Annotated in this window: 27 protein-coding genes; 14 read left to right on the forward strand and 13 right to left on the reverse strand. The window is 72.2% G+C overall.

What is annotated here, in order from left to right; genetic code table 11:
- Positions 1-114: 114 nt before the first annotated feature.
- Positions 115-1,374: a DUF7363 domain-containing protein gene (locus GJR97_RS17255; protein WP_154347975.1), complete on the forward strand. Its 1,260-nt coding sequence runs from the start codon at positions 115-117 to the stop codon at positions 1,372-1,374.
- 9 nt (positions 1,375-1,383) lie between these two features.
- Here the strand turns inward: GJR97_RS17255 and GJR97_RS17260 are convergent, their stop codons facing one another.
- On the reverse strand, positions 1,384-2,181 hold the full coding sequence (locus GJR97_RS17260; protein WP_154347976.1) for a class I SAM-dependent methyltransferase: 798 nt from the start codon (positions 2,179-2,181) through the stop codon (positions 1,384-1,386).
- A gap of 117 nt (positions 2,182-2,298) precedes the next feature.
- On the opposite strand from GJR97_RS17260, the gene GJR97_RS17265 reads away from it, so the two are divergent.
- Positions 2,299-2,916, forward strand: coding sequence for an exonuclease domain-containing protein (locus tag GJR97_RS17265; RefSeq protein ID WP_324613647.1), 618 nt, complete (start codon positions 2,299-2,301; stop codon positions 2,914-2,916).
- A gap of 73 nt (positions 2,917-2,989) precedes the next feature.
- Complete coding sequence (locus tag GJR97_RS17270) at positions 2,990-4,495, forward strand: DNA recombination protein RmuC (RefSeq protein ID WP_154347978.1); 1,506 nt, start codon at positions 2,990-2,992, stop codon at positions 4,493-4,495.
- Positions 4,496-4,541: 46 nt separating this feature from the next.
- Here the strand turns inward: GJR97_RS17270 and GJR97_RS17275 are convergent, their stop codons facing one another.
- The 4 genes from GJR97_RS17275 to GJR97_RS17290 all read right to left on the reverse strand — a co-directional run bounded on the left by GJR97_RS17275 (position 4,542) and on the right by GJR97_RS17290 (position 8,585).
- Positions 4,542-4,937, reverse strand: coding sequence for a VOC family protein (locus GJR97_RS17275; RefSeq protein ID WP_154347979.1), 396 nt, complete (start codon positions 4,935-4,937; stop codon positions 4,542-4,544).
- An 89-nt stretch (positions 4,938-5,026) separates the two neighbouring features.
- A complete protein-coding gene (locus tag GJR97_RS17280) occupies positions 5,027-6,439 on the reverse strand; it encodes an MFS transporter (RefSeq protein ID WP_324613648.1) in 1,413 nt (470 codons plus the stop codon).
- 81 nt (positions 6,440-6,520) lie between these two features.
- A complete protein-coding gene (gene glpX, locus GJR97_RS17285) occupies positions 6,521-7,522 on the reverse strand; it encodes a class II fructose-bisphosphatase (protein WP_154347980.1) in 1,002 nt (333 codons plus the stop codon).
- A 133-nt stretch (positions 7,523-7,655) separates the two neighbouring features.
- The gene (locus GJR97_RS17290) at positions 7,656-8,585 is read right to left on the reverse strand and encodes a fructose-bisphosphatase class II (protein WP_154347981.1); all 930 of its coding nucleotides are present in this window, start codon (positions 8,583-8,585) and stop codon (positions 7,656-7,658) included.
- A 118-nt stretch (positions 8,586-8,703) separates the two neighbouring features.
- On the opposite strand from GJR97_RS17290, the gene fbaA reads away from it, so the two are divergent.
- Together fbaA and GJR97_RS17300 are read left to right on the forward strand one after the other, a co-directional pair.
- The gene (fbaA, locus tag GJR97_RS17295; protein ID WP_154347982.1) at positions 8,704-9,735 is read left to right on the forward strand and encodes a class II fructose-bisphosphate aldolase; all 1,032 of its coding nucleotides are present in this window, start codon (positions 8,704-8,706) and stop codon (positions 9,733-9,735) included.
- A gap of 8 nt (positions 9,736-9,743) precedes the next feature.
- Positions 9,744-10,364 carry a DUF6264 family protein gene (locus GJR97_RS17300; protein ID WP_154347983.1) on the forward strand — a complete coding sequence of 207 codons (621 nt, stop codon included), beginning with the start codon at positions 9,744-9,746 and terminating at the stop codon, positions 10,362-10,364.
- 46 nt (positions 10,365-10,410) lie between these two features.
- On the opposite strand, the gene GJR97_RS17305 is transcribed toward GJR97_RS17300, so the two are convergent.
- Positions 10,411-11,457 (reverse strand): 4-hydroxy-3-methylbut-2-enyl diphosphate reductase, encoded by a 1,047-nt coding sequence (locus GJR97_RS17305; RefSeq protein ID WP_154348100.1) that lies wholly within the window; start codon positions 11,455-11,457, stop codon positions 10,411-10,413.
- A gap of 85 nt (positions 11,458-11,542) precedes the next feature.
- Between GJR97_RS17305 and xseA the strand changes: the two genes are divergently transcribed.
- Genes xseA through GJR97_RS17330 form a run of 5 tightly spaced genes read left to right on the forward strand, consistent with a single transcriptional unit; the run spans position 11,543 to position 15,823 of the window.
- Positions 11,543-12,766 (forward strand): exodeoxyribonuclease VII large subunit, encoded by a 1,224-nt coding sequence (gene xseA / locus GJR97_RS17310; protein WP_154347984.1) that lies wholly within the window; start codon positions 11,543-11,545, stop codon positions 12,764-12,766.
- Between the two features lies 1 nt (position 12,767).
- Positions 12,768-13,043 (forward strand): exodeoxyribonuclease VII small subunit, encoded by a 276-nt coding sequence (locus GJR97_RS17315; protein ID WP_154347985.1) that lies wholly within the window; start codon positions 12,768-12,770, stop codon positions 13,041-13,043.
- The gene (locus GJR97_RS17320; RefSeq protein WP_154347986.1) at positions 13,043-13,684 is read left to right on the forward strand and encodes a DUF4245 domain-containing protein; all 642 of its coding nucleotides are present in this window, start codon (positions 13,043-13,045) and stop codon (positions 13,682-13,684) included. The genes GJR97_RS17315 and GJR97_RS17320 overlap by 1 nt, the downstream gene beginning before the upstream one ends.
- An 11-nt stretch (positions 13,685-13,695) precedes the next feature.
- Entirely contained in the window at positions 13,696-14,349 is a 654-nt protein-coding gene (locus GJR97_RS17325; RefSeq protein WP_324613650.1) for a carbonic anhydrase, read from the forward strand.
- A gap of 58 nt (positions 14,350-14,407) precedes the next feature.
- Positions 14,408-15,823 (forward strand): class II fumarate hydratase, encoded by a 1,416-nt coding sequence (locus tag GJR97_RS17330; RefSeq protein ID WP_324613651.1) that lies wholly within the window; start codon positions 14,408-14,410, stop codon positions 15,821-15,823.
- 82 nt (positions 15,824-15,905) lie between these two features.
- Here GJR97_RS17330 and GJR97_RS17335 read toward each other — a convergent pair whose 3' ends face one another.
- From GJR97_RS17335 to GJR97_RS17345, 3 genes are all read right to left on the reverse strand, one after another.
- Positions 15,906-17,294 carry a PhoH family protein gene (locus GJR97_RS17335; protein WP_324613652.1) on the reverse strand — a complete coding sequence of 463 codons (1,389 nt, stop codon included), beginning with the start codon at positions 17,292-17,294 and terminating at the stop codon, positions 15,906-15,908.
- Between the two features lie 174 nt (positions 17,295-17,468).
- Positions 17,469-18,581, reverse strand: coding sequence for an aminotransferase class V-fold PLP-dependent enzyme (locus tag GJR97_RS17340; protein ID WP_154348104.1), 1,113 nt, complete (start codon positions 18,579-18,581; stop codon positions 17,469-17,471).
- 67 nt (positions 18,582-18,648) lie between these two features.
- Positions 18,649-19,434 carry an isoprenyl transferase gene (locus GJR97_RS17345; RefSeq protein WP_324613653.1) on the reverse strand — a complete coding sequence of 262 codons (786 nt, stop codon included), beginning with the start codon at positions 19,432-19,434 and terminating at the stop codon, positions 18,649-18,651.
- A 75-nt stretch (positions 19,435-19,509) separates the two neighbouring features.
- On the opposite strand from GJR97_RS17345, the gene trhA reads away from it, so the two are divergent.
- On the forward strand, positions 19,510-20,307 hold the full coding sequence (gene trhA, locus GJR97_RS17350) for a PAQR family membrane homeostasis protein TrhA (protein WP_154347987.1): 798 nt from the start codon (positions 19,510-19,512) through the stop codon (positions 20,305-20,307).
- A gap of 51 nt (positions 20,308-20,358) precedes the next feature.
- Here trhA and GJR97_RS17355 read toward each other — a convergent pair whose 3' ends face one another.
- Complete coding sequence (locus GJR97_RS17355) at positions 20,359-20,679, reverse strand: hypothetical protein (protein ID WP_154347988.1); 321 nt, start codon at positions 20,677-20,679, stop codon at positions 20,359-20,361.
- A gap of 114 nt (positions 20,680-20,793) precedes the next feature.
- Between GJR97_RS17355 and GJR97_RS18880 the strand changes: the two genes are divergently transcribed.
- Both GJR97_RS18880 and greA read left to right on the forward strand, forming a co-directional pair.
- The gene (locus GJR97_RS18880) at positions 20,794-21,294 is read left to right on the forward strand and encodes a DUF4307 domain-containing protein (RefSeq protein ID WP_154347989.1); all 501 of its coding nucleotides are present in this window, start codon (positions 20,794-20,796) and stop codon (positions 21,292-21,294) included.
- Positions 21,295-21,354: 60 nt separating this feature from the next.
- Complete coding sequence (gene greA, locus GJR97_RS17365; protein ID WP_154347990.1) at positions 21,355-21,846, forward strand: transcription elongation factor GreA; 492 nt, start codon at positions 21,355-21,357, stop codon at positions 21,844-21,846.
- Between the two features lie 75 nt (positions 21,847-21,921).
- Here greA and ilvA read toward each other — a convergent pair whose 3' ends face one another.
- The gene (ilvA, locus tag GJR97_RS17370; protein ID WP_154347991.1) at positions 21,922-23,205 is read right to left on the reverse strand and encodes a threonine ammonia-lyase; all 1,284 of its coding nucleotides are present in this window, start codon (positions 23,203-23,205) and stop codon (positions 21,922-21,924) included.
- A 1-nt stretch (position 23,206) separates the two neighbouring features.
- On the reverse strand, positions 23,207-24,409 hold the full coding sequence (locus tag GJR97_RS17375) for an AI-2E family transporter (protein WP_154348105.1): 1,203 nt from the start codon (positions 24,407-24,409) through the stop codon (positions 23,207-23,209).
- Between the two features lie 107 nt (positions 24,410-24,516).
- Here GJR97_RS17375 and GJR97_RS17380 point away from each other — a divergent pair, with 107 nt between their 5' ends.
- Positions 24,517-25,764 carry a winged helix-turn-helix domain-containing protein gene (locus GJR97_RS17380; RefSeq protein ID WP_154347992.1) on the forward strand — a complete coding sequence of 416 codons (1,248 nt, stop codon included), beginning with the start codon at positions 24,517-24,519 and terminating at the stop codon, positions 25,762-25,764.
- Here the strand turns inward: GJR97_RS17380 and GJR97_RS17385 are convergent.
- Positions 25,761-26,633 carry a M48 family metalloprotease gene (locus GJR97_RS17385; protein WP_129233868.1) on the reverse strand — a complete coding sequence of 291 codons (873 nt, stop codon included), beginning with the start codon at positions 26,631-26,633 and terminating at the stop codon, positions 25,761-25,763. The genes GJR97_RS17380 and GJR97_RS17385 overlap by 4 nt on opposite strands.
- Positions 26,634-26,638 lie beyond the last annotated feature (5 nt).

Genomic DNA, 26,638 nt, shown 5'->3' on the forward strand with positions numbered 1-26,638 from the left:
GCTCGGTGCCCACCCTGAGGCGGCGACGGCCTCCGCCGCGTAGCGTCTGCCTGCGGGCGCCCACTCGGGCGCCCGGATGTCTGTACGGCCGCCGCGCCGTCGAAGGGGGAACGGATGCCGCAGGACGGACGCGTCGTCGCACGGGGAGCCGCGGCGGCGCAGCTGCAGGCCGAGCTCACGCCGATCGTGACGGTGGGATCGACCGCGACGCTCACCGTCCGGTTGGTGCGAACGGATGCCGCGGCCGCGCCGGGCGCGCAGACGCCGCTCGACGACGATGCCGACCGGATCGCGGCCGGTGGACCGGTCACCGTGACGGTCGTGCCCCGCGGCCTGCGGTTCCTCGTGGGCGCACGTCGCAGCCGCCTGGTCCGCCTGCCCTCCGGGACGGCCGCGGAGGCGCGATTCACCATGCTCGCCGTCGATCGCGGCCCCGCGGAGGTGACGGTGCTCGTGCGCGGCGACGGGGAACTCCCGCTCGCGACGGTCCGCCTCACGAGCGAGGTCGTCGGATCGGACGACCACGGCCAGGCCGGCCTGGCGCGCGCGTCCGCCCGGATCGCGGCGGCCGACCCGTTGATCACGCGACGACCGACGCTGCGCATCGACGAGGAGATCGCGCGCGGCCGCTCGATCCTCCATGCCGCCCTGAGCGTCGGCGGCGAATCGCACCGCTTCCGGATCCGGCTCGCCGACAAGGCGCGGCTCGTCGCGGACGTGCGCGCCTCCCTCGCACGGGCGAAGGAGGTCGGCGCGGACCTGCCCGCCGCCGAGCGCGCGGACGCCGTCGAGCGCGGACTGCGCGAGGTCGGCGCCCGGCTCGCCGACCACCTGCTCGACCGCCGCGCGCGAGACCTGCTCTGGGCGCACCGCGAGCGCCTCGACGGACTCGTCGTCCAGACGACCGGCGAGACCGAGCTGCCGTGGGAGCTCCTCGTCGTCCGCCGCCCAGGGGCCGCCGCGTCGGACGCCGACCCGTTCCTCGGCCAGTTCGGGCTGACTCGCTGGCTCTACGACGTCGCGCCACCCGCCGCGGTGCGCCTGTCGACGACGACGGATGCCTCGACCGCGCGCCCGGCGACGGCGATCGCCTCGTCGTCCGTCGTCGCGCTCGGTTCCGCCACCGCGGTCGGCGAGGGGGCGGCGGCCGCGATGCGCAACGGCGCGGGCGTGGTCGTCGAGTGCGGCGGCAGCGGCGGGCGCGCCGTGCTCTCGGAGACGTTCCTCGCGACCTTCTCGGCCGAGCTCGCCGACGGCTCGCCCGTCGACCGGGCATCGCGTCGGGCCCGAGAGGCGGCGCGTGCGGCCGGCGAGGCCTGCGCCATCGCCTACGCCGTGTACGGGCACCCGGACGCGCGGGCGCAGGCCGCCTGACGCGCCGCGTCAGCCCCTGACCGCACGGAAGCAGTACGTCACGTACGGCACCGCGAGCTCGTCGTCTCCCGCGACATCCGGATGCGTGACGAGCAGCGTCTCGACGGCGGCGAGCACGGTGCGCTGCTCGTCGGGCGGCGCGGTCGACCGGCCGCCGCGGGAACGGACGCGGTCGAGGAACCTCGCCCGCGACATGCGCTGGACCCATTCGACGCGGTGCGACTCGACCGGTCCGAACGGACCGCCGACCCGGACGGACGGCGCGGAGGACGAGGGCGCCGCGTCGAGCGGCTCGTGCATGATCTCACCCGCCGCGCGGAGCCAGTCGGGGCTCGTGTCGCGGCGGTTCCAGGCGAGGCCGAGCACGCCGCCGCGGCGGAGCACGCGCGCGATCTCGGGCACGGCGCGCTCCCGCTGGAACCAGTGCCAGGCCCCACCCGCGACGACGGCGTCGACCGAGTCGTCCTCGACGGGGAGGTCCTCGGCGGTGCCGAGGATGCGCCGGACGCCGGGCACCCGGATCTCGAGCTCCTCGAGCATCTCCGCCACCGGGTCGACCGCGACGACCTCGCGATCGAGCGCGACGAGCGCCTCGGTCAGGCCGCCGGTGCCCGCGCCGAGGTCGAGCACGCTGGCGGCGCCGCCGACGAGCCACTCGACCGCCTCGAGCGGATACCCGGGCCGGGTGGGCCCGTAGACGGACGCCACGGCGTCGGACGAGCGCGCGACGCGACGCGGGTCGGGGTCGGACGGGTCCGCGAGGAGCCCGCCGCGGACCCCCGACGCGCCATCGACTTCGCCAGCCATCGCCCACCCCCGGATGCCGCCCACCGCACATTCCACGCCACGTGGGCGCGCGCGTCAATGGCGGGGCGCGCCGATCGGGTCGTGGGACGCGTCGGCGGCGCGTGCGAGGATGCCCGCGTGCCAGTGAGCTTCACCGCGATCGACTTCGAGACCGCCAACTCCTCCGCCGCCTCGGCCTGCTCGATCGGAGTGGTGAAGGTCGTCGACGGCCGCGTCGTCGAGCGCGAGCACCGGTACATCCGCCCACTGTTCCCGCACGGCGACTTCTCACCCTGGAACGTGCGCATCCACGGCATCACGCCCGACATGGTCGCGCACGCCGACGACTGGCGGGTCCACCTTCCGTTCCTCCGCGAGTTCGCCGGCGACGACTGGCTCGTCGCGCACAACGCGGGCTTCGACATGGGCGTCATCCGCGCGACCTCCGAGGCGCTCGGCCTCGACGTGCCCGACTTCAGGTACGTGTGCAGCCTGCAGGTCGCACGGAGGACGTACCACCTCGACTCGTATCGGCTGACGTCCGCGGCGGCGGCCGCGGGCTTCGACGACTTCGCGCATCACGATGCGCTCGCCGATGCCGAGGCGTGCGCGGCGATCGTCGTGCACGCCGCGAAGCGGCACGACGCCGGAGACCTCGCGCGACTCGCCCACGTGACGCGGGTGCGGGTCGGCGCCATCGGCGCGGCGGCCTCGCGCGAGCAGGCGTCGCTGCACGGTCCGATGGCGCTGCAGTAGGTCCCGGCCCGGCCCGGCGGCCTGCCGGGCCGCCTGCCGACGGATGTCGGGGGCCGCTGCCACACTTGCCGACATGGACATCCTCCTCCTCGTCATCGGGCTCGTCGTCGGCGGCACGCTCGGCGCCCTCGTCATGCACGTCGTCGCGCAGCGTCGGCCGGCGGGCGACGGCGCCGCGGTCGACGACCCCGCGCTCGTCGAGGCCCGACACGAGCGCGCCCTGCTCGAGCAGCGGGCGGCCGCCGAAGCCGAGCGAGCGCGGCTGCTCTCCGAGCAGCAGGGCCTCCAGGCGGCGCTCCGGGCCGAGCTCGCCGCCGCCGAGGCGGCGGCCGCCGGGCTGCGCGAGCAGGTGGAGCAGCAGGGCCAGCGCCAGCGCGAGCTCCTCGAGCAGCAGCGGCTCGACCAGGCCGAGCGCAGCGAGCGCGAGCGCCGCGAGAGCGCCGTGCTGCAGGCGCTCAGCCCCGTGCGCGAGACGCTGTCGACGATGCAGCGCAAGGTGTCCGAGCTCGAGCAGCAGCGCAGCGAGCAGTACGGCTCGATCGCCGAGCAGCTCAAGCGGGCGCAGATGTCCGATGCCGAGCTCCGGGCCACGACCGAGTCGCTGGCGAGCGCACTCCGGAACAACAGCACCCGCGGCGTCTGGGGCGAGACGCAACTGCGGCGCGTCGTCGAGGCCGCGGGCCTCACGCAGCACGTCGACTTCGAGCTGCAGACGCAGGTCACGACCGACCAGGGCCGCGGCCGTCCCGACATGGTCGTGAACCTGCCGGGCGGCAAGTACATCCCGCTCGACTCCAAGGTGCCGCTCGAGCACTACCTCGAGGCGTCGAGCATCCCCGAGACCGCCACCGGCGAAGAGGGCGCGCGGCGCGCGGCGCTCATCGCGAAGCACGTGAAGGCGATGCGCTCGCACATCGACGCGCTTGGCAAGAAGACCTACTGGGAGGGACTCGCGGCGAGCCCCGAGTTCGTGATCGCGTTCATCCCGAACGAGTCGCTGCTCTCCGCCGCCCTCGAGGCCGATGCGGGGCTGCTGAACTACGCGTTCGAACGTCGCGTCGCGCTGGCGTCGCCCGTGAACCTGTTCGCCGTGCTCAAGACGATCGACTACGCCTGGCAGCAGCAGGCGGTCTCCGACGAGGCCAAGAAGCTCTTCGACCTCGGCACCACGCTCTACCAGCGCATCGGCGTGCTCGCGGGCCACGCGGACTCGCTGCGCAAGGCGATCGAGCGCACGGTCGACAGCTACAACAAGTTCGCCAGTTCGCTCGAGTCCCGTGTGCTCGTGACCGCCCGCCAGTTCCCGGGCATCAACGAGACGAAGCTGTCACTGGTCGAGGAGCCGACGCCCATCCACGAGTCCCCCCGACGCCTGTCGGCGCCCGAGCTGACCGACGGCGATCCGTTCGATGCGGGCGAGGAGTCGGCTGCCGCGGTCGGAACCGCGCCGGACGACGGCGCATCGACGTCCACGGAGCCCGACGGCGCCGACGCCGACCACGGACTCGCGCTTCCCCTCGACGACGACTTCGACGGTGCCGACCTCGACGAGCACATCCGTCGTTCAGCATCGTCCTGAGCGCGCCCGCTCCGGCGCGCCGCGACCGCGTCCTGGAGGCGAATCCTCACGCCACGAGCACGCTGAGCACGTTGCCCGCCGGGTCGCGGAACCACGCGATGTCCGGGCCCGTGCCCGTCGCAGAGCCGCGGTTGATGCCTCGCTCGTCCGTGCCGTACGACTCCTCCCCCGAATAGATCTTGGTGACCACGCCGGCAGAGTTCAGCTCCTCGACGGCGCGGTCGATGTCGTCGACGACGAGGTTGAGCACCGTGTACCTCGCCGGCTCGTGCGCTTCGGTCGGGTAGAGCAGCACGCCCTGTCCCGACGGCAGACGCACCGTGAGGCCGCCCGCGCCCGGAGCGTCTTCGACGGAGAGTCCGAGCGTGGTCCCGTAGAACTCGCGAGCCGCCTCGACGTCGTCGACGGTGAAGCCCGAGAAGGCGTCCTGAATCATGATCATGTTCGCTCCTCCGCGTCGGTGAGTGCCCAGCCTGCCAGAGTGCCGGTCGTCCGATCAGGGGGTTGCACGGAGGGGCACGGTCGAGATGTTCACTCCTCGTCCGCCCCGACCGCCCTTCCGGCGCCGCGACCGTCGGCTTCGGACGACGGGTCGCGGAGCGTATGCGGCTCGTCGACCGGCGCGGCGAGCCCCGCAGCAGCCTCGGCACCGGTCGTCTGCGTGGCATCCATCGGGCCGTCGTCGAGCGGATGCGCGAGCTCGTCCTGGCCGAGGCGCGCCGTGGCGAGGGTCACGACGGCGAGCAGCGGCGGCACGACCCCGGCGATGAGGAACGCCGGTGCGAGCCCGAGCCACTCGCCGACCGGTCCGGCGATCGCCATCGACAACGGCATCAGCGCGAGCGACACGAAGAAGTCGAGGCTCGACACGCGACCGAGCATCGCCGGCGGCACGCGCCGCTGCAGCAGGGTGCCCCACACGACCTGGCCTGCGTCGAAGAAGAACCCGACGACGAACGCCGCGACGACCATCACCCACAGCCACGGCGTCAGGCCCATGACGGCGAGCGGCAGGCAGCCGAAGCCCCACGCGAGGATCATCAGCGTGAGGTAGCGTCGCGGGAGCCGGAACGACGACACCAGCAGCGACCCGACGGCCCCGCCGATGCCGAACGACGCCAGCACCAGTGCGAACTCGCCCGCGCCGCCGCCCGTCTGGTCGCGGACCGCGAACGGGATCAGCACCTCGAGCGGCCCGACGACCACGAGCACGAGCAGGATCGAGAACGCCAGGGTCGCGAAGAGCCACCGCGTACGCAACAGGTACGCGAATCCGTCGCGGAGGTCCACCGCCATCTGCCGGAGCGGGTGAGCGTCGGACGGCTCGAGGTCGCGCCGCAACGGCGTGGTCTGCATGAGCGCGAGCGCGACGATCGCGACGACCTGCAACCCGCCGACGACGAGGAATGCGAGCCACGGCGCCTGGACGGCGATGAGCAGGCTCGCGAGCGCCGGGCCGGCGGCGTTCTGGGCGACGGGACGAAGCACGCCCTCGACGCCGTTGGCAGCGAGCAGCTGCTCCGCGGGAAGCAGCGCCGGAAGCCAAGCCGAGTACGCGGGATAGAAGAAGCCATCCGCGACGCCGAGCACGAAGGAGAGCACCGCCAGGTGCCAGACCTCGATGGCCCCGGTCGCCGCGAGGACGCCCGCCACCGCGAACACGACGGCCCGCGCCGTCTCGATGACGAGGAGGACCCGCCGCTGCGGCACGCGGTCGGCGACGACGCCGCCGACGAGCACCGCCAGGACGAGCCCGAGGCTCGCACCGACCGCCACGATCGACAGGTCGATCGGCGTTCCGCCGAGCTCGATGACCTGCCACGCGGCAGCCACGATCCACGCCCCCGCCGAGAGCAACGACGCGGCGAGGGCGACCACCAGCCGGCGGTACTGGGCCGAGGAGAAGGGCCGCAGCGCACGCGGCATCCGGGTCTCGGAGCTCACCCGACCAGTCTGCGGCACTCCCCCGACATCGGACAGGCTCGTCCGCTCACGGCAGCGCGGGGCGCGCCTCGGGCGGCGAGGTCAGCGGTCGGTGTCGTCGAGCCACTTCTCGACGAGGTGGTCGGCGACGATGCGGCGGATGGTGCCCGACTTGCCGCGGAGCACGATCGACTCGGTGCGGATGATCGGCCCCTTCTTGCGCACGCCGTCGACGAGCTCGCCATCGGTCACGCCCGTCGCGACGAAGAACGTGTTGTCGCTGCGCACCAGGTCGTCCAGTTCGTACACCTGGTCGCAGTCCAGGCCCGCGGCCTCGCCGCGCGCGCGCTCCTCGTCGTCCTTCGGCGCGAGCCGACCCTGCATGAACCCGCCCAGCGCCTTGATCGCGCACGCCGTCGTGATGCCCTCCGGGCTGCCGCCGATGCCCACGCACATGTCGATCCGCGACTCGTACCTGGCCGCGTTGATGCCGCCCGCGACGTCGCCGTCCGAGATCAGCCGCGTGCCCGCACCCGCCTCCCGGATCTCGGCGATCAGCTGCTCGTGGCGAGGACGGTTCAGCACCGCGACGCGCAGCTCGCCGACCTCCTTGCCCTTGGCCTCGGCCAGCGCCCGCAGGTTCTCGCCGATCGGCTTGCGGATGTCGACGACGCCGATGCCGGAGGCATCCGTGACGATCTTGTCCATGTAGAACACCGACGACGCGTCGAGCATCGTGCCGCGGTCCGCGACCGCGATGACCGACAGCGCGTTCTGCCGTCCGGCCGCGGTGAGCGAGGTGCCGTCGATCGGGTCCACGGCGATGTCGCACGCCGGCCCGCGCCCGTTGCCGACCCGCTCGCCGTTGAAGAGCATGGGCGCCTCGTCCTTCTCGCCTTCGCCGATCACCACCACGCCGTCGAAGTTCACCGTGCCGAGGAACGCGCGCATCGCGTCCACCGCCGCGCCGTCCGCGGCGAGCTTCTCGCCACGGCCGATCCACGGATACGAGCGGATCGCGGCCGCTTCCGTCGCACGGACCAGCTCGAGCGCGATGTTCCGATCGGGGTGCAGGTAGAGGCTGTCGTGTTCGCTGCTCGCCATCGAGGGGTCCTCCTGGTTCGTGGGTGCTGCGCCCGCGCGGCTCGACGACCGGGGCGCCTGTCTTCGAGCCTAGTGACGGGGGTGCCCGAACGGGCCGGTGCGGCCCGGATCGGGCGTGAAAGTTCGTGCATTCTTAATGGGACGAGACCCGCCACGACTGTCCCGGATCCAGTCGGCTGCCTGGCCCCAGGTCGCACGGCGTCACGGCGGTGAGGAACACGGCGACCCGGTCGCCGCAGAGCTCGTCAAGCCCGGAGACCCGCCCGAGGGGGATGCCGGCGGCCGCGAGCCGGTCGGACTCGCCCGCGGACTGCGGTGCCAGCCGTGCCTGCATCCAGCCGCCGAGCGCCCGCACCGCGGCAGCCGTGAGCACGCCTTCGGGCGCCCCGCCGACGCCGACCACCAGGTCGAGGTCGCCGTCCGGGCGCGCGGCGCGCAGGCACCGCTCGACGTCGCCGTGCACGAAGCGCTCGACGTGCGCGCCGGTCGCCTCGGCGGCATCCGCCACGGCCGCGTTCCGCGCACGGTCCTGGACCGCGACCCGCACGTCCCCGGGCGGCACGCCGCGGACCTCGGCGATCCGCGCGATCGACTCGCGGACCGGCGCATCGATCTCGAGCCCCGGCACCCGCGAGACGAGCTTCGCCATGTAGTGGGCGGGTCCGATCTCGAGGAAGGCGCCGCGCGGCGCCACCGCGAGGATCGCCATCGCGCCGGGCGATCCCGCGGCGGCGAGGCTCGTGCCGTCGACCGGATCCACCGCGACGTCGACGGCCGGGCCGTCGCCGGTGCCGAGCCGCTCGCCGAGGTGCAGCATGGGCGCCTCGTCCTTCTCGCCCTCGCCGACGACCACACGCCCGTCGAGCGCGAGCCCCGCGAGCGCCGCGCGCATCGCGGCCACCGCTGCACCGTCCACCGCCTCGCGATCCCCGGAGCCGGCGAACGGCACGGCCGCGAGCGCGGCGGCCCGCACGGCGGCGGCGAACCCGTCGGCGAGCGCCGCGTCGACCACGGCGCCGTCTGCCCCTCGATGGGCGTCGGAAGGCCCTGCGTCCTGTGTCACGACTCAATCCTGCCGCGCGAGGCGCGACATCCGGCACCCCTTGCGACATGGCACCTGAGGCGGACTCGACACGTCGGTAGACTCGGGACGATCCCACTCACCTCCGAAGGAGCAAGGTATGCCCATCGCAACGCCCGAGCAGTACGCCGAGATGCTCGACACCGCCAAGGCCAAGGGTTTCGCCTTCCCGGCGTTCAACGTCTCGAGCTCGCAGACGCTGAACGCGGTGCTGCAGGGCCTGACCGAGTCGGGTTCCGACGGCATCATCCAGGTCACCACGGGCGGCGCGGACTACTTCGCCGGCCACACGGTCAAGGCCCGTGCCACCGGCGCGCTCGCCTTCGCGCGCTTCGCGCACGAGGTCGCGAAGTCGTACCCCGTGACCGTGGCGCTCCACACCGACCACTGCCCGAAGAACGCGCTCGACGACTTCGTGTACCCGCTCATCGCCGCCTCGGAGGAGGAGGTCAAGGCGGGCCGCAACCCGATCTTCCAGTCGCACATGTGGGACGGCTCGGCCGTCCCGCTCGAGGAGAACCTCGAGATCGCCAAGGAGATCCTCCCCAAGCTCAAGAACATCAACGCCATCCTCGAGGTCGAGATCGGCGTCGTCGGCGGCGAGGAGGACGGCGTCAAGCACGAGGGCTCGAACGAGGCGCTCTACACGACCCTGGGCGACGCGATCGCCGCGGTCGAGGCCCTCGGCCTCGGCGAGCAGGGCCGCTACATGGCCGCCCTCACCTTCGGCAACGTGCACGGCGTCTACAAGCCCGGCAACGTCAAGCTCCGCCCGGCGCTGCTCAAGGAGATCCAGGACGGCCTGGCCGCCAAGTACGGCACCGGTGAGAAGCCGCTCGACCTCGTCTTCCACGGCGGCTCCGGCTCGACCGACGACGAGATCGCCGAGGCGGTCGCCAACGGCGTCGTGAAGATGAACATCGACACCGACACGCAGTACGCCTTCACGCGCTCGATCGCGGGCTACATGTTCCAGAACTACGACGGCGTGCTCAAGGTCGACGGCGAGGTCGGCAACAAGAAGCAGTACGACCCGCGCGCCTGGGGCAAGGTGGCCGAGTCGGCCATGGCGGTCCGCGTCGGCGAGTCCACCCGCCAGCTCGGCTCCGCCGGCAACTCGCTCACGGCGTAGGGCGCCGGATGACGCAGGACGAGGCCGCTCGGAACGAGACGCAGGGGCACGCCGCCGACGGCGGCGACGCTCCCCCGCCGCGCGACGAGCGGCCTCGCCCGCAGTACGGCGAGTACGCCCCCGAAGGCTGGTCGTGGCAGCCGCCGGGCGACGAGCGAGCGGATGCCGCCGCGGCCGCCCCCGCACCGCCGCCACCGCCGCCCGCCGCGACGCAGGCCGGCGCAGGTCGGGAACCGAGCGACGCGGCCGCGAGGCGCCCGCGGACGACCGACCGGTTCTTCACGATCCTGCTGCTCGCGCTCGGCGCGATCGGCGCGTGGAATACGTCGGTGAGCCTGCAGCAGCTGCCCGGCGCCATCCAGAGCGTGTACAGCGACCAGGGCGTCGGCACCTACACCCCGCAGGAATGGCTGCCCACGCTCGCGCTCATCGGCACGGTCTTCATGCTCGCGCTCTACGCGGCCGTGCTCGGCTGGTCCATCGCGCGCCTGCGGGCACGGAGGCTCGCGTTCTGGGTGCCGCTCGTCGGCGGAGCGGTCGCGTTCCTCGCGACGATGGTGCTCACGTCCATCGTGTTCTTCACCGACCCGACGTTCCAGTCGTACCTGGAGCGGATGACCGGCGTCTGAGGCCGCCCCGCCCCGCCGCGGCATGCCCGCTCGGGGCGGCGAGCGCTCAGGCGGTGGCGCCGGCCCGGTTGCGCCCGCCGATCGCGCGCGCGTCGCGGTTGCCCTGGAGGTCCTTGCGGAGCTCCTTCGGCAGCGAGAACATCAGGTCCTCCTCCGCCGTCTTGACCTCCTCGACCTCGCCGAAGCCGGCGTCCTCGAGCTCGAGGAGGACCTCCTTCACGAGCCCCTCGGGCACGGAGGCGCCGCTCGTGACGCCGACGGTCTCGACGCCCTCGAGCCACTCCTGCTTCACCTCGGTCGAGTAGTCGACCCGGTAGGCGGCCTTCGCGCCGTACTCGAGCGCGACCTCGACCAGGCGAACGCTGTTCGACGAGTTGGCCGAGCCGACCACGATCACGAGGTCGGCGTCCTGCGCGACTTTCTTGATCGCGACCTGGCGGTTCTGGGTGGCGTAGCAGATGTCGTCGGAGGGCGGGTCCTGCAGGTTCGGGAACCGCTCGCGCAGGCGCCGCACGGTCTCCATGGTCTCGTCGACCGACAGCGTGGTCTGCGAGAGCCAGACGACCTTGTCGGGGTCGCGGACGTCGATGTTCGGCACGTCGTCGGGGCTGTTGACGAGGGTGACGTGGTCGGGCGCCTCGCCGGCGGTCCCCTCGACCTCCTCGTGGCCCTCGTGGCCGATGAGCAGGATCTCGTAGTCGTCGCGGGCGAAGCGCACGGCCTCCCGGTGCACCTTGGTGACGAGCGGGCAGGTGGCGTCGATGGCGTGCAGGCCGCGCTCGGCGGCCGAGTTCACGACCGCGGGCGAGACGCCGTGCGCGCTGAAGACCACGTGGGCGCCCTCGGGCACCTCGTCGACCTCCTCGACGAAGATCGCGCCGCGCTTCTCGAGCTCGGTCACGACGTGGATGTTGTGCACGATCTGCTTGCGCACGTACACCGGGGCGCCGTAGTGGTCGAGCGCCTTCTCGACGGCGATCACCGCCCGGTCCACGCCCGCGCAGTAGCCGCGCGGCGCCGCGAGCAGCACCTTCTTGCGTCCCTGGGCGGGGATATCCTTGAGCCGGCCGCGCACGCTCGGGATCCGAGGCATGCCGAGGTCGATTCGCGGGGCATCCGTCAAGCTCGTCACGGAGGCCATCCTACGCGGGCGAAGACGACGGGCTGCTGGGAGGCGCATGGCCGAGGGACCGACGACCCGTGAGACGCCCTGGCCCGTCTCGGTGCTCTCGGCGAAGCTCAAGGAGTACCTCGACCGCCTCGGCACGGTCTGGATCGAGGGCGAGATCACGCAGTGGGGCGTGTCCGCCGGCAACGTCTACGGCAAGCTCAAGGACCTCGAGACGGATGCCACCGTGTCGTTCACGATCTGGTCGTCGACGCGCGCGAAGCTCACCGAGCAGTTCAAGGCGGGCGACCACGCCGTCGCCCTCGTGAAGCCGAACTGGTGGGTCAAGGGCGGCTCGCTCACGATGCAGGTCTTCGACCTCAGGCACGTCGGGCTCGGCGACCTGCTCGAGCGGCTCGAGCGGCTGCGCGCGCAGCTCGCCGCAGAGGGCCTGTTCGCCGCCGAGCGCAAGCGGCCGCTGCCGTTCCTGCCGCAGGTCATCGGACTGGTCACGGGCCGGGAAAGCGACGCCGAGAAGGACGTCGTGCGCAACGCGCGCCTGCGCTGGCCGGCGGTCGAGTTCCGGATGGCCTATGCGGCCGTGCAGGGCGACCGGTGCGCGCCCGAGGTGGCCGGAGCCATCCGTCGCCTCGATGCGGACCCGGACGTCGACGTCATCATCGTCGCCCGCGGCGGCGGCGACTTCCAGAACCTGCTGGGATTCAGCGACGAACGCGTCGTGCGGGCCGCGGCCGCGGCGTCCACCCCCGTCGTCAGCGCGATCGGGCACGAGGCCGACCGGCCGCTGCTCGACGAGGTCGCAGACCTGAGGGCGTCGACGCCGACGGATGCCGCGAAGCGCGTCGTGCCCGACGTCGCCGAGGAGCTCATCCGGGTCGAACAGGCCCGCGCGCGCCTGCGCATGCGCGTCACCACCCTCGTGAACCACGAGATCGACCGACTCGGGCACCTGCGGAGCCGCCCGGCGCTCGCCGACCCGGGGTGGATGGTCGACCGGCGCGCCGAGGAGGTCACCCGCTGGGTCGCGCGCGGCAGCGAGCTCGCCGAGCGCGCGATCGAGCGCGCCGCGACGCGCGTCGTGGAGCTCCGGTCGCAGCTGCGCGCACTCTCCCCGCTCGCGACGCTCGAGCGCGGGTACGCGATCGTCCAGCGCGAGCACGACGGGGTCCTGACGAACCCCGAGCAGGCCCCGGCGGGCACGCCGCTCCGGATCACGCTCGCCGAGGGGCGTCTCGGGGCGACATCTCGGGGAGCGGTCGGCGACGCCGAATAGAATGCCCTCCATGCCCCCTGCCTCCACGGATGTCGCCGAGCTCAGCTACGAGCAGGCCCGCGACGAGCTCGTGCGCGTCGTCGCCGAGCTCGAGCAGGGCTCCGCGACCCTCGAGCAGTCGCTCGCGCTGTGGGAGCGCGGCGAGGCACTGGCGCAGCGCTGCGAGGAGTGGCTCGTGGGCGCCAAGGCCCGCCTCGACGCCGCGCGTGCCGGAGCGGCCGGTACGCGCGCGGCCTCCGCGTCGGACGCACCCGACCTCGACGGCGGCGAGGCGTGATGGCCGCGCGCGCCCCGCGGGTCGTCGCCGAACTGGGCCGCCCCGAGACCCCGCAGGAGACGGCCGACCGCAGGGCCGAGCAGTCCCGCAAGCACCGCGAACGGCAGACGCTGCGGAACCTCATCGGCTCGCTCCTGGCGTGCGTCGCGGTCGTCGCCCTCATCGTGCTGCTCGTCCCGCGCAGCGACACCCCGATCGACCGCGACATCGACGTGTCCGCGGTCGCCGCGCAGGCGCAGGTCGGCATCGACGCGCCGCTCGCCGTGCCCGACCTGCCCGACGGGTGGCGTTCGAATGCCGCGGAGCTCCGTACGCGCGACGCCGACGGCATCACCGCGTGGTACGCGGGCTACCTCACCCCGAGCGACGAGTACGCGGGGCTCTACCAGGGGCTCGGGGCGAACCCGACCTGGACCGCCGAGCTGCTGGACAACACGATCGCCACCGGCGTCGTCACGATCGACGGCGTCGAGTGGACCGTCTACGACAACCGCGAGACCGACGCCGACGTCGGCAACGCGCGATACGGGCTCGTGACCGAGGCGGGCGAGAGCACCTTCGTGGTGCTCGGCACCGCGACCCCCGAGGAGTTCGAGACCCTCGCCGGCGCACTCGCGCCGGCGATCGACGCGCAGCGCTGAGAGGAGCGGCCGTGAGCAAGTCCGCACCCGTACGACCGACGACCCCCGCCGAGACGTGGCGGGAGCTGCGTGCCGGCAATGCCCGGTTCGTGGCCGGAGCCCCCCTGCACCCGCGACAGGACGTCGACCGCCGCACCGAGCTGGCGAACCACCAGCGGCCGCTCGTCGCGATCTTCGGTTGCAGCGACTCGCGCCTGTCCGCCGAGATCATCTTCGACGTCGGCCTCGGCGACGCCTTCGTGGTCCGCAACGCCGGACAGGTCCCCTCGGACTCGGTGCTCGGCTCGCTCGAGTACGCCGTCGCCGTCCTCGGCGTCCCGCTGATCCTCGTGCTCGGCCACGACGAGTGCGGAGCGGTGCGCGCCGCGATCGACTCGCAGGCGGAGGACGCCGCGCCGCTGCCCGCCCACATCCGGGGCATCGTCGACGAGATCGTGCCCGCCGTGCGCAAGGTCGCCGGGGTCGAGGAGGGACCGATCTCGCCCGACCACCTCGACGCCGGGTACGTCGGGCGCGAGCATCTCCGCAACGCCGTGTCGCAGCTGCTCGAGCGCTCCGAGGTGATCAGCGACGCGATCGCAGCGGGTACGCTGGCAGTCGTCGGCGCGAACTACCGCCTGCTCGAGGGCCGCGCCGAGACCGACGTCGTCGTCGGTCGCATCTGACGCCGCCGGCGGCATCCCACCGCCGCGCCGCACGTTCCGAATCGAAGGGGAGCACACCGTGGTGGACAACGCCGCCGACTACCGGATCGAACACGACACGATGGGCGAGGTGCGGGTCCCCGCCGCCGCGCTCTATCGCGCGCAGACCCAGCGCGCGGTCGAGAACTTCCCGATCTCGGGCTCCGGTCTCGAGCGCGCCCAGATCGCGGCGCTCGCCCGCATCAAGAAGTCCGCGGCGCTCGCCAACGCCCGCCTCGGGGTCCTGGACCGCCAGCTCGCGCAGGCGATCGCGGATGCCGCCGACGAGGTCATCGCGGGAGCGCACGGCTTCACCGAGCACTTCCCGGTCGACGTGTACCAGACCGGCTCCGGCACGTCCTCGAACATGAACATGAACGAGGTGCTCGCGACGATCGCGACCCAGAAGCTCGGCAGCGCGGTCCACCCGAACGACCATGTCAACGCCTCGCAGTCGTCCAACGACGTCTTCCCCACCTCGGTCCACATCGCCGTGACCGCCGCGCTCATCGACGACCTCATCCCCGCGCTCGACCACCTCGCGGTGGCGCTCGAGGCCAAGGCGGAGGCGTGGGCCGGCGTCGTCAAGGCCGGCCGCACGCACCTCATGGACGCCACGCCCGTGACGCTCGGGCAGGAGTTCGGCGGCTACGCCCGCCAGGTCCGCCTCGGCATCGAGCGCGTCCGAACGGCGCTCCCCCGCGTCGCCGAGGTGCCGCTCGGCGGCACCGCAGTCGGCACCGGCATCAACACGCCGGCGGGCTTCCCGCAGCTCGTGATCGAGCTGCTCCAGCAGGAGACCGAGCTGCCGATCACCGAGGCCGCCGACCACTTCGAGGCGCAGGCGAACCGCGACGGCCTGGTCGACGCGTCGGGCGCCCTGCGCACGATCGCCGTGAGCCTCACGAAGATCTGCAACGACCTCCGCTGGATGGGCTCGGGCCCGAACACCGGCCTCGGCGAGCTGTTGATCCCCGACCTGCAGCCCGGCTCGTCGATCATGCCCGGCAAGGTGAACCCCGTCGTGCCCGAGGCCGTGCTGATGGTCGCCTCGCGCGTGGTCGGCAACGACGCCACCATCGCGTGGGCCGGCGCCTCCGGGTCGTTCGAGCTCAACGTGCAGATCCCGGTGATGGGCACCGCCCTCCTCGAGTCGATCCGCCTGCTCTCGAGCTCGGTGCGGGTGCTCGCCGACAAGACCGTCGACGGCCTCCGGGTCAACGAGGCGCGCACGACGGCGCTCGCCGGCATGTCTCCCTCGATCGTGACGCCGCTCAACAAGGCCATCGGCTACGAGGCTGCTGCGAAGATCGCGAAGCACTCGGTGGCAAAGGGCATCACGGTCCGCGAGGCCGTGATCGAGCTCGGCCACGTCGAGCGCGGCGACCTGACCGAGGCCGAGCTCGACGAGGCGCTCGACCTGCTCTCGATGACGCGTCCTCCGCAGCAGGGCTGAGCCCGCGGCATCCGCTCGACGCACGCGACGACGGCCCCGGAACCTCGCGGTTCCGGGGCCGTCGTCCGTCGGCGGGCGGGTGTCAGGCCAGCTCGCCGCCGTCGAGCATCTCGGAGACGAGCGCGGCGATGGCGGACCGCTCCGACCTGGTGAGCGTGATGTGGGCGAACAGCGGATGTCCCTTCAGCGTCTCGATCACGCTCGCGACGCCGTCGTGGCGGCCGACGCGGAGGTTGTCGCGCTGCGCGACGTCGTGGGTGAGCACGACGCGCGAGTTCTGGCCGACGCGACTGAGGACGGTGAGCAGGACGTTCCGCTCGAGCGACTGCGCCTCGTCGACGATCACGTAGGCGTCGTGGAGCGACCGGCCGCGGATGTGCGTGAGCGGCAGCACCTCGAGGATGCCGCGGTCGACGACCTCGTCGAGGACGTTGTCGGAGACGAGCGCGCCGAGCGTGTCGAACACCGCCTGCGCCCACGGGTTCATCTTCTCGCCCTGGTCGCCGGGCAGGTAGCCGAGCTCCTGGCCGCCGACCGCGTAGAGCGGTCGGAACACCATGATCTTCTTGTGCTGCTGTCGTTCGAGCACGGCCTCGAGACCCGCGCAGAGCGCCAGCGCCGACTTGCCGGTTCCCGCACGGCCGCCGAGCGAGACGATCCCGACCTCGGGATCGAGCAGGAGGTCGATGGCCAGCCGCTGCTCGGCCGATCGACCGTGCACGCCGAACGCCTCGCGATCGCCCCGGACCAGGCGCACCTCTCGGTCGCCGACGACGCGCGCGAGCGCCGACCCGCGATCGGAGTGGATCACGAGGCCCGTGTTCACCGGCATGCCCGCGACGGTCGCCGTCTCGAGCTGCTCGTGCTCGTAGAGCTTCGCCATGTCGTTGGAGCCGAGGTCGACCTCGGCCATGCCGGTCCAGCCGGAGTCGACGGCGAGCTCGGCGCGGTACTCCTGAGCGTCGAGGCCGATCGAGGCGGCCTTGATCCGCAGGGGAAGGTCCTTCGAGACGACGGTCACCGCGACGCCGTCGTTCGAGAGGTTCATCGCGCACGCGAGGATTCGCGAGTCGTTGTCGGCCAGCTGCAGTCCGCTGGGCAGCACCGACAGGCTCGAGTGGTTCAGCTCGACCCGGAGGGAACCCCCGTCGCCGACGGGGATCGGGAAGTCGAGTCGCTCGTGCTGCACGCGGAGGTCGTCGAGCAGCCGCAGCGCGGCCCGGGCGAAGTACCCGATCTCGGGGTCGTTGCGCTTGGCCTCGAGCTCCGTGATGACCACGACCGGCAGCACCACGGGGTGCTCCGCGAATCGGAACAGGGCACGCGGGTCCGAGAGCAGGACCGACGTGTCCAGCACGTAGGTCCGTTCGTCCTGCGCGGCACCCCCGGGTGACGCCGCTCCGGGTCGACGCTGGTGCTGCGCGTCCGGCTCGACCGGTCCGAGGGGCTTGATGGGATCGACAGAGGTCACGACCGCTCCTGCCCCGAGCTCTCGCTCGGCTCACGCGCCGGCCGGCGATCCTCCCACGAGCGGTTCACGAGCCGACTCGACCGGGCGCCTTGCCCGATGTCCTGACGGTACGTCCGACCGGCGACATCCGCAGAAGCGACACGCGGCGCGACATCCGCTGTTCACAATCGAGGGTCAGTACGCGGCCGCGGTGTTGAACGAGACGAAGGCGCCGCGCAGCATCTCGACGGTCTCCTCGTCGAGCGCGGCGTGCACGCTGAGTCGAACGGTACCGAGGCGGGTCGTCGTGGTGAGCCCGTGGTTGTGCAGCGACGCGGTGAGCACCGTGACCTGCTCGGGTTCGGGCTCGAGCACGACGATGCCAGCGCGCTCCCGCTCGTCGCGGGAGCTCGCGACCGGGACCGCGAACTCGTCGGCGAGGTCGATCACGCGGCTGACATTCTCGGCCACCCGCGAGTTGACCGCCTCGACGCCGACCTCGGAGAGCTCCTCGAGCACGGCCGCGAAGCGGGCTCCCGCGATCGGGTCGGGGTTCGACACGCGGAACGCCCGAGCGCCCGGTGCCGGCGACGGCACCTCGTCCCACACCTCGTCGTCGACGGTGCCGGTGTACCCGGAGAACACGGGCGTGAGCCGCTCGGCCGCACGCTCGGAGAGCGCCATGACGCCCGTCCCCCAACCGGCCCGACACCACTTCTGCCCGCCGCTCACGACGACGTCGGCGACCTCCCACGGCGCATCGACGATGCCGAAGCCCTGGATCGCGTCGACGATGAGCAGCCGGTCGCCGATCACCTGCCGGATGCCCTCGAGGTCGCAGAGGTACCCGGTGCGGCTGTCGACGAGGCTCACCGCGACCGCGGCGACGTTCGCCTCGAGCTGCTCGCGGATCAGTCCCGGGGTCACCTTGCCGTGATCGGTCTCGAGCCACGCGGGCTGCACCGAGTGCAGCGCCTCGTTCGCGCGCACGGCGGCGATCGGCACGCTCGGGAACTCGGCGGGCGAGAGCAGCACCGTGCCCGTGAGCCCGAACATCGCGTGCATGAGCCCCGTGGTCGTGTTCGGGATCGCGACGATGCGGTCGGCGGCGATCCCGGTCAGGGCGGATGCCGCGTCGCGGAGCCTGCGGTCCTGGTCGCGGAACGCGTCCATGCTGCCGTGCCGGGCGCGCTCGAGCACCTGCGTGAACGCCAGGGTCTCCTCGGCGGCGACGCGGGCCAGCGGGCCGACGCGTGCGAAGTCGAGGTAGCCGGGCTCCTCGCCGAACCCGGCCAGGTAGTCGTCCATGCTCACGTGCGGTGCCCCCTTCTCCGAGGCATATCCTGACAGAATCCTGATCGGATCGTGAGCGCCGTCAACCGCCGAACCGTCGGTGCCGGCGCGTGTAGTCGCGGACGGCGCGCAGGAAGTCGACCTCGCGGAGGTCGGGTCCGAGCGCCTCGACGAAGTAGAACTCGCTGTGCGCGGCCTGCCACAGCATGAAGTCGCTGAGACGCTGCTCGCCCGACGTGCGGATCACGAGGTCGGGGTCGGGCTGGCCGCCGGTGTAGAGGTGCTCCCCGATGAGCTCGGGCGTGAGCGATTCCGCGAGGTCCTCGAGGCTGCGGCCCTCGGCGTGATGGGATGCCACGATCGAGCGCATCGCATCCGTGATCTCGCGCCGGCCTCCGTAGCCGACGGCGAGGTTCACGTGCAGGCCCTTCTTGCCCTCGGTCCGATGCTCGGCGGCGTCGAGCGCGGCGACGAGCGGCCCCGGGAGGCCGGCGTCCGATCCGACGTGCTGGACGCGCCAGTCACGGTAGTGGCTGAGCTCCTCGGCGAGCTCGGCGATGATCTCGATGAGGTCGGCGAGCTCCTCGGACGTGCGATTGCCGAGGTTGTCGGACGAGAGCAGGTAGAGGGTCACCACCGAGATACCGAGGTCGTCGCACCACTCGAGGAACTCGCGCATCTTCGCGGCGCCGGCACGGTGGCCGTGCGCGGCGGAGTCGTACCCGAGTTGTCTCGCCCATCGACGGTTGCCGTCGATGATCATGGCCACGTGTCGTGGCAGTTCCGCCTCGTCGAGTTCGCGGCGGAGCCGATTCTGGTAGAGCCGATAGAGAAGGCCGCGACCGGGGCGCTGATCGCTCGTCTGCACCCGACCACGCTACTCCCCCGCGCGCGTTCGGACACTCACAGCCAGCCGTGATGGGCCTCCCCCTACGCTGTCAGCATGACCCAGCGCGAACCCGAGGACGTCGCCGAGCACCTGCACCGACCGGCGGCCGAGCTCGATCGCGCCGACGCCGCGGTCGCCGCTGACGAGCGCCTCGGCCCCGACATCCCGAACCTGCCCCTCATCGACGCGTCGCCCGAGAATCCGGCCGACATCAAGCCGACGTGGCGCGGGTGGATCCACGCGGGCACGTTCCCCGTCGCTATCGCGGCGGGCATCGTGCTCATCGCGCTCGCCGACGGCGCGGCCGCGAAGTGGGCGTCCGCGGTGTTCATGCTCACCTCGATGCTGCTCTTCGGCAACTCCGCGCTCTACCACCGGTTCGACTGGAAGCCGCGCACCAAGGTGATCCTGAAGCGGATCGACCACGCGAACATCTTCCTGCTCATCGCAGGCACGTACACGCCGCTGGCCATCCTGGCGCTGCCGCCCGAGAAGGGCTGGCTGCTCCTCGGCCTGGTGTGGGCCGGCGCGCTCATCGGCATCGCGTTCCGCGTGTTCTGGATCGGCGCACCGCGCTGGCTGTACGTGCCGATCTACGTCCTGCTCGGCTGGGCCGCCGTGATGTACCTCGGCGACCTCCTCGCGGCGAGCGTGGCGATGATGGTGCTCGTCATCGTCGGCGGACTGCTCTACACGGGGGGCGCGGTCGTCTACGGCTTGAAGAAGCCCAACCCGTGGCCGGGCCACTTCGGCTTCCACGAGATCTTCCACGTGTGCACGGTGCTCGCGTTCATGTGCCATTGGACGGCGACGCTGCTCATCGCGATCGACCCCGCGTACCACGCGGGCTGACGGGCGGGCCACGTCGGCCGCGGACCGGGCCGGTCGACCGGCCCGGTCCTGCTAGCGCTCGTCGCGGTCGGCCGGCGGGGCATCGGATGCCGGGGCATCCGCCTGCGTCGCATCGCCCTCGTCGACCGACGTGTCGCCGCCGGCCTCGGCTTCGGCCGCGGCGGCCTCCTCGGCCGCGATCCGCTCGCGCGCCTCGGCCCGGTAGTTGACCCGTCGGATGCGTCGGACCATGTCGAGCACGAGCAGCAGCACCGCGACCATGATCAGGATGGTGGCGATGAACCCCACCACGCCGGGCGTGACGTCGTTCGGGTCGAACTCCTCCTCGGCGGCCGCGACGAGCGTGAGCGCCGACGCGAGCGCGGGGCTCATCGACGGTCTCCGCGGATGGTGACGGCGGGCGCGACGAGCATCGGATTCCCTTCAGGGACGGCGGGTTAGGCTGGGAGCCAAGCCTAGACGATCCACCCGGGAAGGAGCCGCGCGGTGCCCCGACGCGAGTCCGCCGACGCGGCGGCCGAGGACGCCGCACTCGACGGCGTCCCCGTCACTGCGGGCGCCCGTTCCTCCGCCGGGTCGAGCGGGTCCACCGGTGCGTCCGACCTCGCCGATCGCTACGGCCGCACGCCGGCGCGACGCCGCCGTGACCGGTCCATCCTCATCGGCGGCGCGATCGCGTTCGCGGCGGTCCTCGTGTCGTGGGTGGTCTGGGCTGGGCTCGACGGCGACACACCCCTCGTGCAGGCCACGGACCTCGGCCATGAACTGCTCGATACGCGTGCGGTCGAGGTGACCTGGCGCCTGTCGGTCCCGTCGGGGAACGCCACCGCGTGCGTCGTCCAGGCGTTCAACGAGGACTTCACGGTGGTCGGGTGGAAGGTGGTCGAGATCCCGGCGTCCGACCGGCCGTTGCGCACCTTCACCGAGACCGTCCGGACGGCGCAGGAGGCCAACACCGGTTTGATCTCCCAGTGCTGGCTTCGGTAGAATAGGTGATTCGCCCCGGCAGACGCTGGGGCGACATGTCTATCCACGGGAGTGTGCACCATGGCGCAGGACGCCACCGTCACTTGGCTCACCCAGGAGGCCTTCGACCGCCTGAACGCCGAACTCGAGCACCTCTCCACCACCGGCCGGGAAGAGATCGCGAAGCGCATCGAGGCCGCGCGTGAGGAGGGCGACCTCAAGGAGAACGGCGGCTACCACGCCGCGAAGGACGAGCAGGGCAAGCAGGAGGCCCGCATCCGCCAGCTCACCGAGCTGCTCCGTCACGCCGAGGTCGGCGAGGCGCCGACCTCGAGCGGCGTCGTCGAGTCGGGCACCGTCATCACCGCGGTCGTCGCGGGCGACGAGGAGCGGTTCCTCATCGGCAGCCGCGAGATCGCGGGCGACTCCGAGCTCGACGTCTTCAGCGAGCAGTCGCCCCTCGGCGCGGCGATCCTCGGCCTGAAGGTCGGCGACTCGACCTCGTACACCGCGCCGAACGGCCGCGAGATCGCCGTCGAGATCACCGGCGTCGACACCTGGTCCGGGCAGTGACGCGCTGACCTGCGGAATCGCGAACGGCCCCTCCGATCGGAGGGGCCGTTCCACGTCTCCGGAGTCGCTCCGCGATCACTCCGCGACGATCTCGGGCTCGTATCCGGCGCGACGCAGGACCGCGACGACCTCCTCGCGGTGCGCCGGACCCCGCGTCTCGACGGAGAGCTGCAGCGCGACCTCGGAGATCTGCATGCCGGCACCATGGCGCGTGTGCAGCACCTCGACGACGTTCGCGTTCGCCGCGGCGAGCAGCTCCGAGATACGCGCGAGCTGGCCCGGGCGATCGGGCAGCCCGATCCGAAGCGTCAGGTAGCGGTCGGATGCCGCGAGGCCGTGTGCGATCACGCGCTGCATGAGCAGCGGGTCGATGTTCCCGCCCGAGAGCACGACCACGAGGGGACCGTCCGAGCGCACCCGCCCGGTCATGAGTGCGGCGACGCCGACGGCCCCGGCCGGCTCGACGACGAGCTTCGCCCGCTCGAGCAGCACGAGCAGCGCACGGGCGATGTCGTCCTCGCTGACCGTGACGATCTCATCGATCGTGTCGCGGATGATCTCGAAGTTCAGCTCACCCGGTCGGTAGACGGCGATGCCGTCCGCGATCGTCGGCACGACCGGCACGGCGGTCGGCTCGCCCGCGGCGAGCGAGGGCACGTACGGCGAGGCGTTCTCCGCCTGGACGCCGACCACGCGCACGGTCCGGCCCAGCGCCGCGGCCTTCTGCTTCGCCGCGCTCGCGATGCCGGAGGCGAGTCCGCCGCCGCCGATCGGCACGACGATGGTCGTCGCGTCGGGGGCCTGCTCGAGGATCTCGAGGCCGAGCGTGCCCTGGCCCGCGACGACGTCCGGGTGGTCGAACGGCGGGATCACGGTCGCGCCGGTCTCCGTCGCGAAGCGGGCTGCGGCCTCGAGCGTCTCCCCGATCGAGTCGCCCCGGAGCACCACGTCGGCGCCGTACGCCCGGGTCGCCTCGAGCTTGGGCAGGGCGACGCCGACGGGCATGAAGATGGTCGCGCGGATGCCGAGCTCGCGTGCCGCATAGGCCACGCCCTGCGCGTGGTTGCCGGCCGACGCCGCGACGACGCCCCGCGCGCGCTCATCGGCGGTGAGCGCCGAGAGCCGGTTGAAGGCGCCGCGGAGCTTGTACGAGCCCGTGCGCTGCAGGTTCTCGCACTTCAGGTGCACCGGAACGCCGGCGATGGCGCCGAGGTACCGCGAGGTCTCCATCGGGGTGCGGCGTGCGATGGCGGCGACCGTGCGCTGCGCGTGCTCGAAGTCCGCGAGGGTCGGCCCGGGGAGCGCGGCTCCCGCGGTTCCCGTCGTCGCCGTGGGCGTGGTGTCGAGGGCGTGGTTCATGTCACCGTCCGTATCCGGGTCGCTGGGGTACCGTGCGCCACAGCGGAGATCGGATCTCGGCGGGCGGGGGCGGTTCGGCCTGCTTCCAGGCGCCGCCCGAGATGTACATGATCATGACGTTGGCCACGGCGGCGACCGGCACCGCGAAGAGCGCGCCCGGGATGCCCGCGAGGAGCGACCCGGTGGCGACCGCGACGACCACGCCGAGCGGGTGCACCTTGACGGCGGTGCCCATGATCAGCGGCTGCAGCACGTGACCCTCGACCTGCTGCACCAGCAGCACGACGCCGAGCATCGCGAGCGCGATGCCCCAGCCGTTGTAGACGAGTGCCACGAACACGGCCAGCGCACCCGTCACGACCGCACCGACGATCGGGATGAACGAGCCGAGGAAGACGAGGACCGCGATCGGGATCGCCAGGGGAACGCCGAGCAGGAGCGCGCCGAGGCCGATGCCGACCGCGTCGATGGCCGCGACGAAGATCTGGACGCGGACGAAGTTCTCGAGGGTCGACCAGCCCGATCGACCGGCCCCGTCGATCGCGGCGCGCGCACGGCGGGGGAAGATCCCGACGATCCAGTCCCAGATGCCGCGGCCGTCGATCAGGATGAAGAGCGTGGCGAAGAGGGCCAGCAGGAGCCCGGCGAGGAAGTGACCGATCGACGAGCTCACCGACAGCGCGCCCGACACGAGCACCCCGCTCTGCTGCTGGGCGGCGTCGACCACCTGCTGCACGACCTGGTCGAACTGCTGCGAGGTCACGTGCAGCGGTCCCTCGAGGAGCCACGCGCGGAAGTCCTCCCACGCCACGACGCTCTGCTCGGCGAGGTCGGCGGAGCCGCGCACGATCTGGGAGATGCCGAGCGTGAGCAGCCCTCCGACGAAGGCCAGCGTCGCGACCATCGCGGCGGCGACCGCGAGTCCCTTCGGCCACCGGTGCCGTTGGAGGAACTCCGAGAACGGCACGAGCAGTGCGGAGATGAGCATGGCGACCAGGACCGGGATGATCACCAGCCGCAACTGGATGATCAGGAAGATGACGACGGCGAGCACTCCGCCGACGAGGAGCAGCCGCCACGACCACGCGGCGGCGACGCGCATGGGGTAGGGCACGGATGCCGCGGCATCGCGCACCGGCTCGGCATCGCTCCGGGCGGCCCGCTCGGGCGCCCGCTCGGACGTGGACGATCGGCGCACGCGCATCCGCCGCGCACGCGAGGTCCCCTTCGCCTCGGTCACCGTCACAGTCTAGGCGCGGGTCCATGCGCGAACGGCCATGTGTCGGGGGTCGCAGTTAGGGTCGAGGCACCATGGTCGACCAGGTCTCTCCCGCACTCGCACGTCGCATCGCCCTCGCTGCCCAGGGCTTCGGCCGCGCCGCTCCCGCGACGCCGGGCACGCGGCAGCTCGCGGGCGTCGTCGACCGGCTCGGCCTCCTGCAGATCGACTCGGTGAACGTGTTCGAGCGCAGCCACTACCTGCCGCCGCTCAGTCGCCTCGGCGCGTACGATCGCGGACTGCTCGATCGCATGGCGTGGGGCCGCAGGGGCCGCCTCGTCGAGTACTGGGCGCACCAGGCCGCGTTCATCCCGCGAGACCTGTGGCCGCTGTTCGAGTTCCGGCGCGCCGAGTACCGGCGCAAGGCCCACTCCGAATCGGGCGGCTGGCTGCACGAGCACCGCGACCTCGCCTCGTGGCTGCGCGCCGAACTCGCGGCGAATGGGCCGATGCAGGCCAGCGCGATCGAGCATGACGCCAACGAGCGGCGCGGGCCGTGGTGGGGCTGGTCCGACGCGAAGCGCACGCTCGAGTGGATGTTCCTCACGGGCGAGGTCGTCTGCGTCGAGCGGCGACGGTTCGAACGCATCTACGCGCTCCCCGAGCAGGGCCTCGAGCCCCACCTGCTGGAGCACGGGCCGGCCGAGCCCGACGCGGTGCGCGTGCTCGTCGAGCGGGCCGCGATGGCGCTGGGCATCGCGACCGCCGCCGACCTCGCCGACTACTGGCGCATGCTCCAGACGCAGGTCCGCCCCGCGATCGCCGACCTCGTCGACGCGGGGGTCCTGGTGCCGGTCGAGGTGCCGGGCTGGGGCAACGGCGACCGGCCGGCGACCGCCTGGGTGCATCGCGACGCCCGCAGGCCCAGGCGCGTCGAGGGCGTCGCGCTGCTCTCCCCGTTCGACCCCGTCGTGTGGTTCCGGCCCCGCACGGAGCGACTGTTCGACTTCCACTACCGCATCGAGATCTACACGCCCGAGCCGCAGCGCAAGTTCGGCTACTACTCCCTCCCCGTGCTCGTCGACGACCGCGTGGTCGGCAGGGTCGACCTCAAGAGCGATCGCAAGGCGCGCGTGCTGCGCGTGCAGTCCGCCTGGGTCGAGGCCGGCGCTCCGGCCGACACCGCCGAACGCCTCGTGCCCGTCCTCCGCAATGCCGCCGCCTGGCAGGGGCTCGACGAGGTCGCGGTGGCGGGTCGCGGCGACCTCTCCCCCGAGCTGCGCTCGGCGCTCGGGAGCCCCGCGCTCGCGAGCTCGACGCCGGAGGCGACCGCGGTCTAGAAGCTCCGGCCCATCTCGTGCAGGCGCTTGACCCGATCGGGGATCGGCGGGTGCGTCGCGAACAGGCGGTCGATGACGCCGGGCTTCAGCGGGTCGGCGATCCAGAGGTGCGCCATCGACGAGTTCTGCCGCCGCATCGGGCGGCCGTACTGCTCGAGCTTGAGCAGCGCACGTGCGAGCGCGTCGGGATGACGGGTGGTCATCGCGCCCGTGGCATCCGCCAGGTACTCGCGCTGCCGCGAGATCGCGAGCTGCACGAGGCTCGCCACGAGCGGTGCGATGAGCATCGCCACCAGGCCGAAGATCATGACGACCGGGTTGCCGTTGCTGTTGCGCCCGAAGAAGGCCATGCGCACGAACATGTCGGAGATGAAGCCCACTGCGACGACGAGGCCGAACACGATCATGGAGAGCCGGATGTCGTAGTTGCGGACATGGCCGAGCTCGTGCGCCATGACGCCCTCGAGCTCGGAGTCGTCCATGATCTCGAGCAGCCCGGTGGTCGCCGCGACGATCGCGTGCTCGGGGTCGCGCCCCGTGGCGAAGGCGTTCGGCGCGGGATCCGAGATGACGAAGACGCGAGGCATCTGCGTGCCGGTCGTGATCGAGAGGTTCTCGACGGTGCGCCAGAGCCGCGGATGCTCCGACACGCTGTGGATCTCGACGGCACCCGACATCGCGAGGGCCTGCCGGTCGGCGGTGAAGTACTGGAAGAGCGCGTACGCCGTCGCGATGACGAGCGTGATCACCACGATGGTCAGGTCCTGGTAGATCACCGCGGCGAGGTAGCCGAGCCCGCCGACGATGGCGAGGAAGAGCAGGATCGTGAAGACGGAGTTGCGCTTGTTCCGGGCGATCGCTCGGTACATCGGCG

The organism is Agromyces kandeliae, from assembly GCF_009674665.1.
Classification (GTDB): Bacteria; Actinomycetota; Actinomycetes; order Actinomycetales; family Microbacteriaceae; genus Agromyces; species Agromyces kandeliae.

Coding starts and splice junctions, on each gene's coding strand:
- GJR97_RS17260 (WP_154347976.1), bottom strand. CDS start 2,181: ATGGCTGGCGAAGTCGATGGCGCGTCGGGGGTCCGCGGCGGGCTCCTC.
- GJR97_RS17375 (WP_154348105.1), bottom strand. CDS start 24,409: ATGCGCGTGCGCCGATCGTCCACGTCCGAGCGGGCGCCCGAGCGGGCC.
- GJR97_RS17315 (WP_154347985.1), top strand. CDS start 12,768: ATGCCCTCCATGCCCCCTGCCTCCACGGATGTCGCCGAGCTCAGCTAC.
- xseA (WP_154347984.1), top strand. CDS start 11,543: ATGGCCGAGGGACCGACGACCCGTGAGACGCCCTGGCCCGTCTCGGTG.
- GJR97_RS17340 (WP_154348104.1), bottom strand. CDS start 18,581: ATGGACGACTACCTGGCCGGGTTCGGCGAGGAGCCCGGCTACCTCGAC.
- GJR97_RS17385 (WP_129233868.1), bottom strand. CDS start 26,633: ATGTACCGAGCGATCGCCCGGAACAAGCGCAACTCCGTCTTCACGATC.
- GJR97_RS17275 (WP_154347979.1), bottom strand. CDS start 4,937: ATGATCATGATTCAGGACGCCTTCTCGGGCTTCACCGTCGACGACGTC.
- glpX (WP_154347980.1), bottom strand. CDS start 7,522: ATGGCGAGCAGCGAACACGACAGCCTCTACCTGCACCCCGATCGGAAC.
- GJR97_RS17255 (WP_154347975.1), top strand. CDS start 115: ATGCCGCAGGACGGACGCGTCGTCGCACGGGGAGCCGCGGCGGCGCAG.
- GJR97_RS17320 (WP_154347986.1), top strand. CDS start 13,043: ATGGCCGCGCGCGCCCCGCGGGTCGTCGCCGAACTGGGCCGCCCCGAG.
- fbaA (WP_154347982.1), top strand. CDS start 8,704: ATGCCCATCGCAACGCCCGAGCAGTACGCCGAGATGCTCGACACCGCC.
- GJR97_RS17305 (WP_154348100.1), bottom strand. CDS start 11,457: ATGCCTCGGATCCCGAGCGTGCGCGGCCGGCTCAAGGATATCCCCGCC.
- GJR97_RS17380 (WP_154347992.1), top strand. CDS start 24,517: ATGGTCGACCAGGTCTCTCCCGCACTCGCACGTCGCATCGCCCTCGCT.
- GJR97_RS17355 (WP_154347988.1), bottom strand. CDS start 20,679: ATGAGCCCCGCGCTCGCGTCGGCGCTCACGCTCGTCGCGGCCGCCGAG.
- trhA (WP_154347987.1), top strand. CDS start 19,510: ATGACCCAGCGCGAACCCGAGGACGTCGCCGAGCACCTGCACCGACCG.
- greA (WP_154347990.1), top strand. CDS start 21,355: ATGGCGCAGGACGCCACCGTCACTTGGCTCACCCAGGAGGCCTTCGAC.
- GJR97_RS17270 (WP_154347978.1), top strand. CDS start 2,990: ATGGACATCCTCCTCCTCGTCATCGGGCTCGTCGTCGGCGGCACGCTC.
- ilvA (WP_154347991.1), bottom strand. CDS start 23,205: ATGAACCACGCCCTCGACACCACGCCCACGGCGACGACGGGAACCGCG.
- GJR97_RS17300 (WP_154347983.1), top strand. CDS start 9,744: ATGACGCAGGACGAGGCCGCTCGGAACGAGACGCAGGGGCACGCCGCC.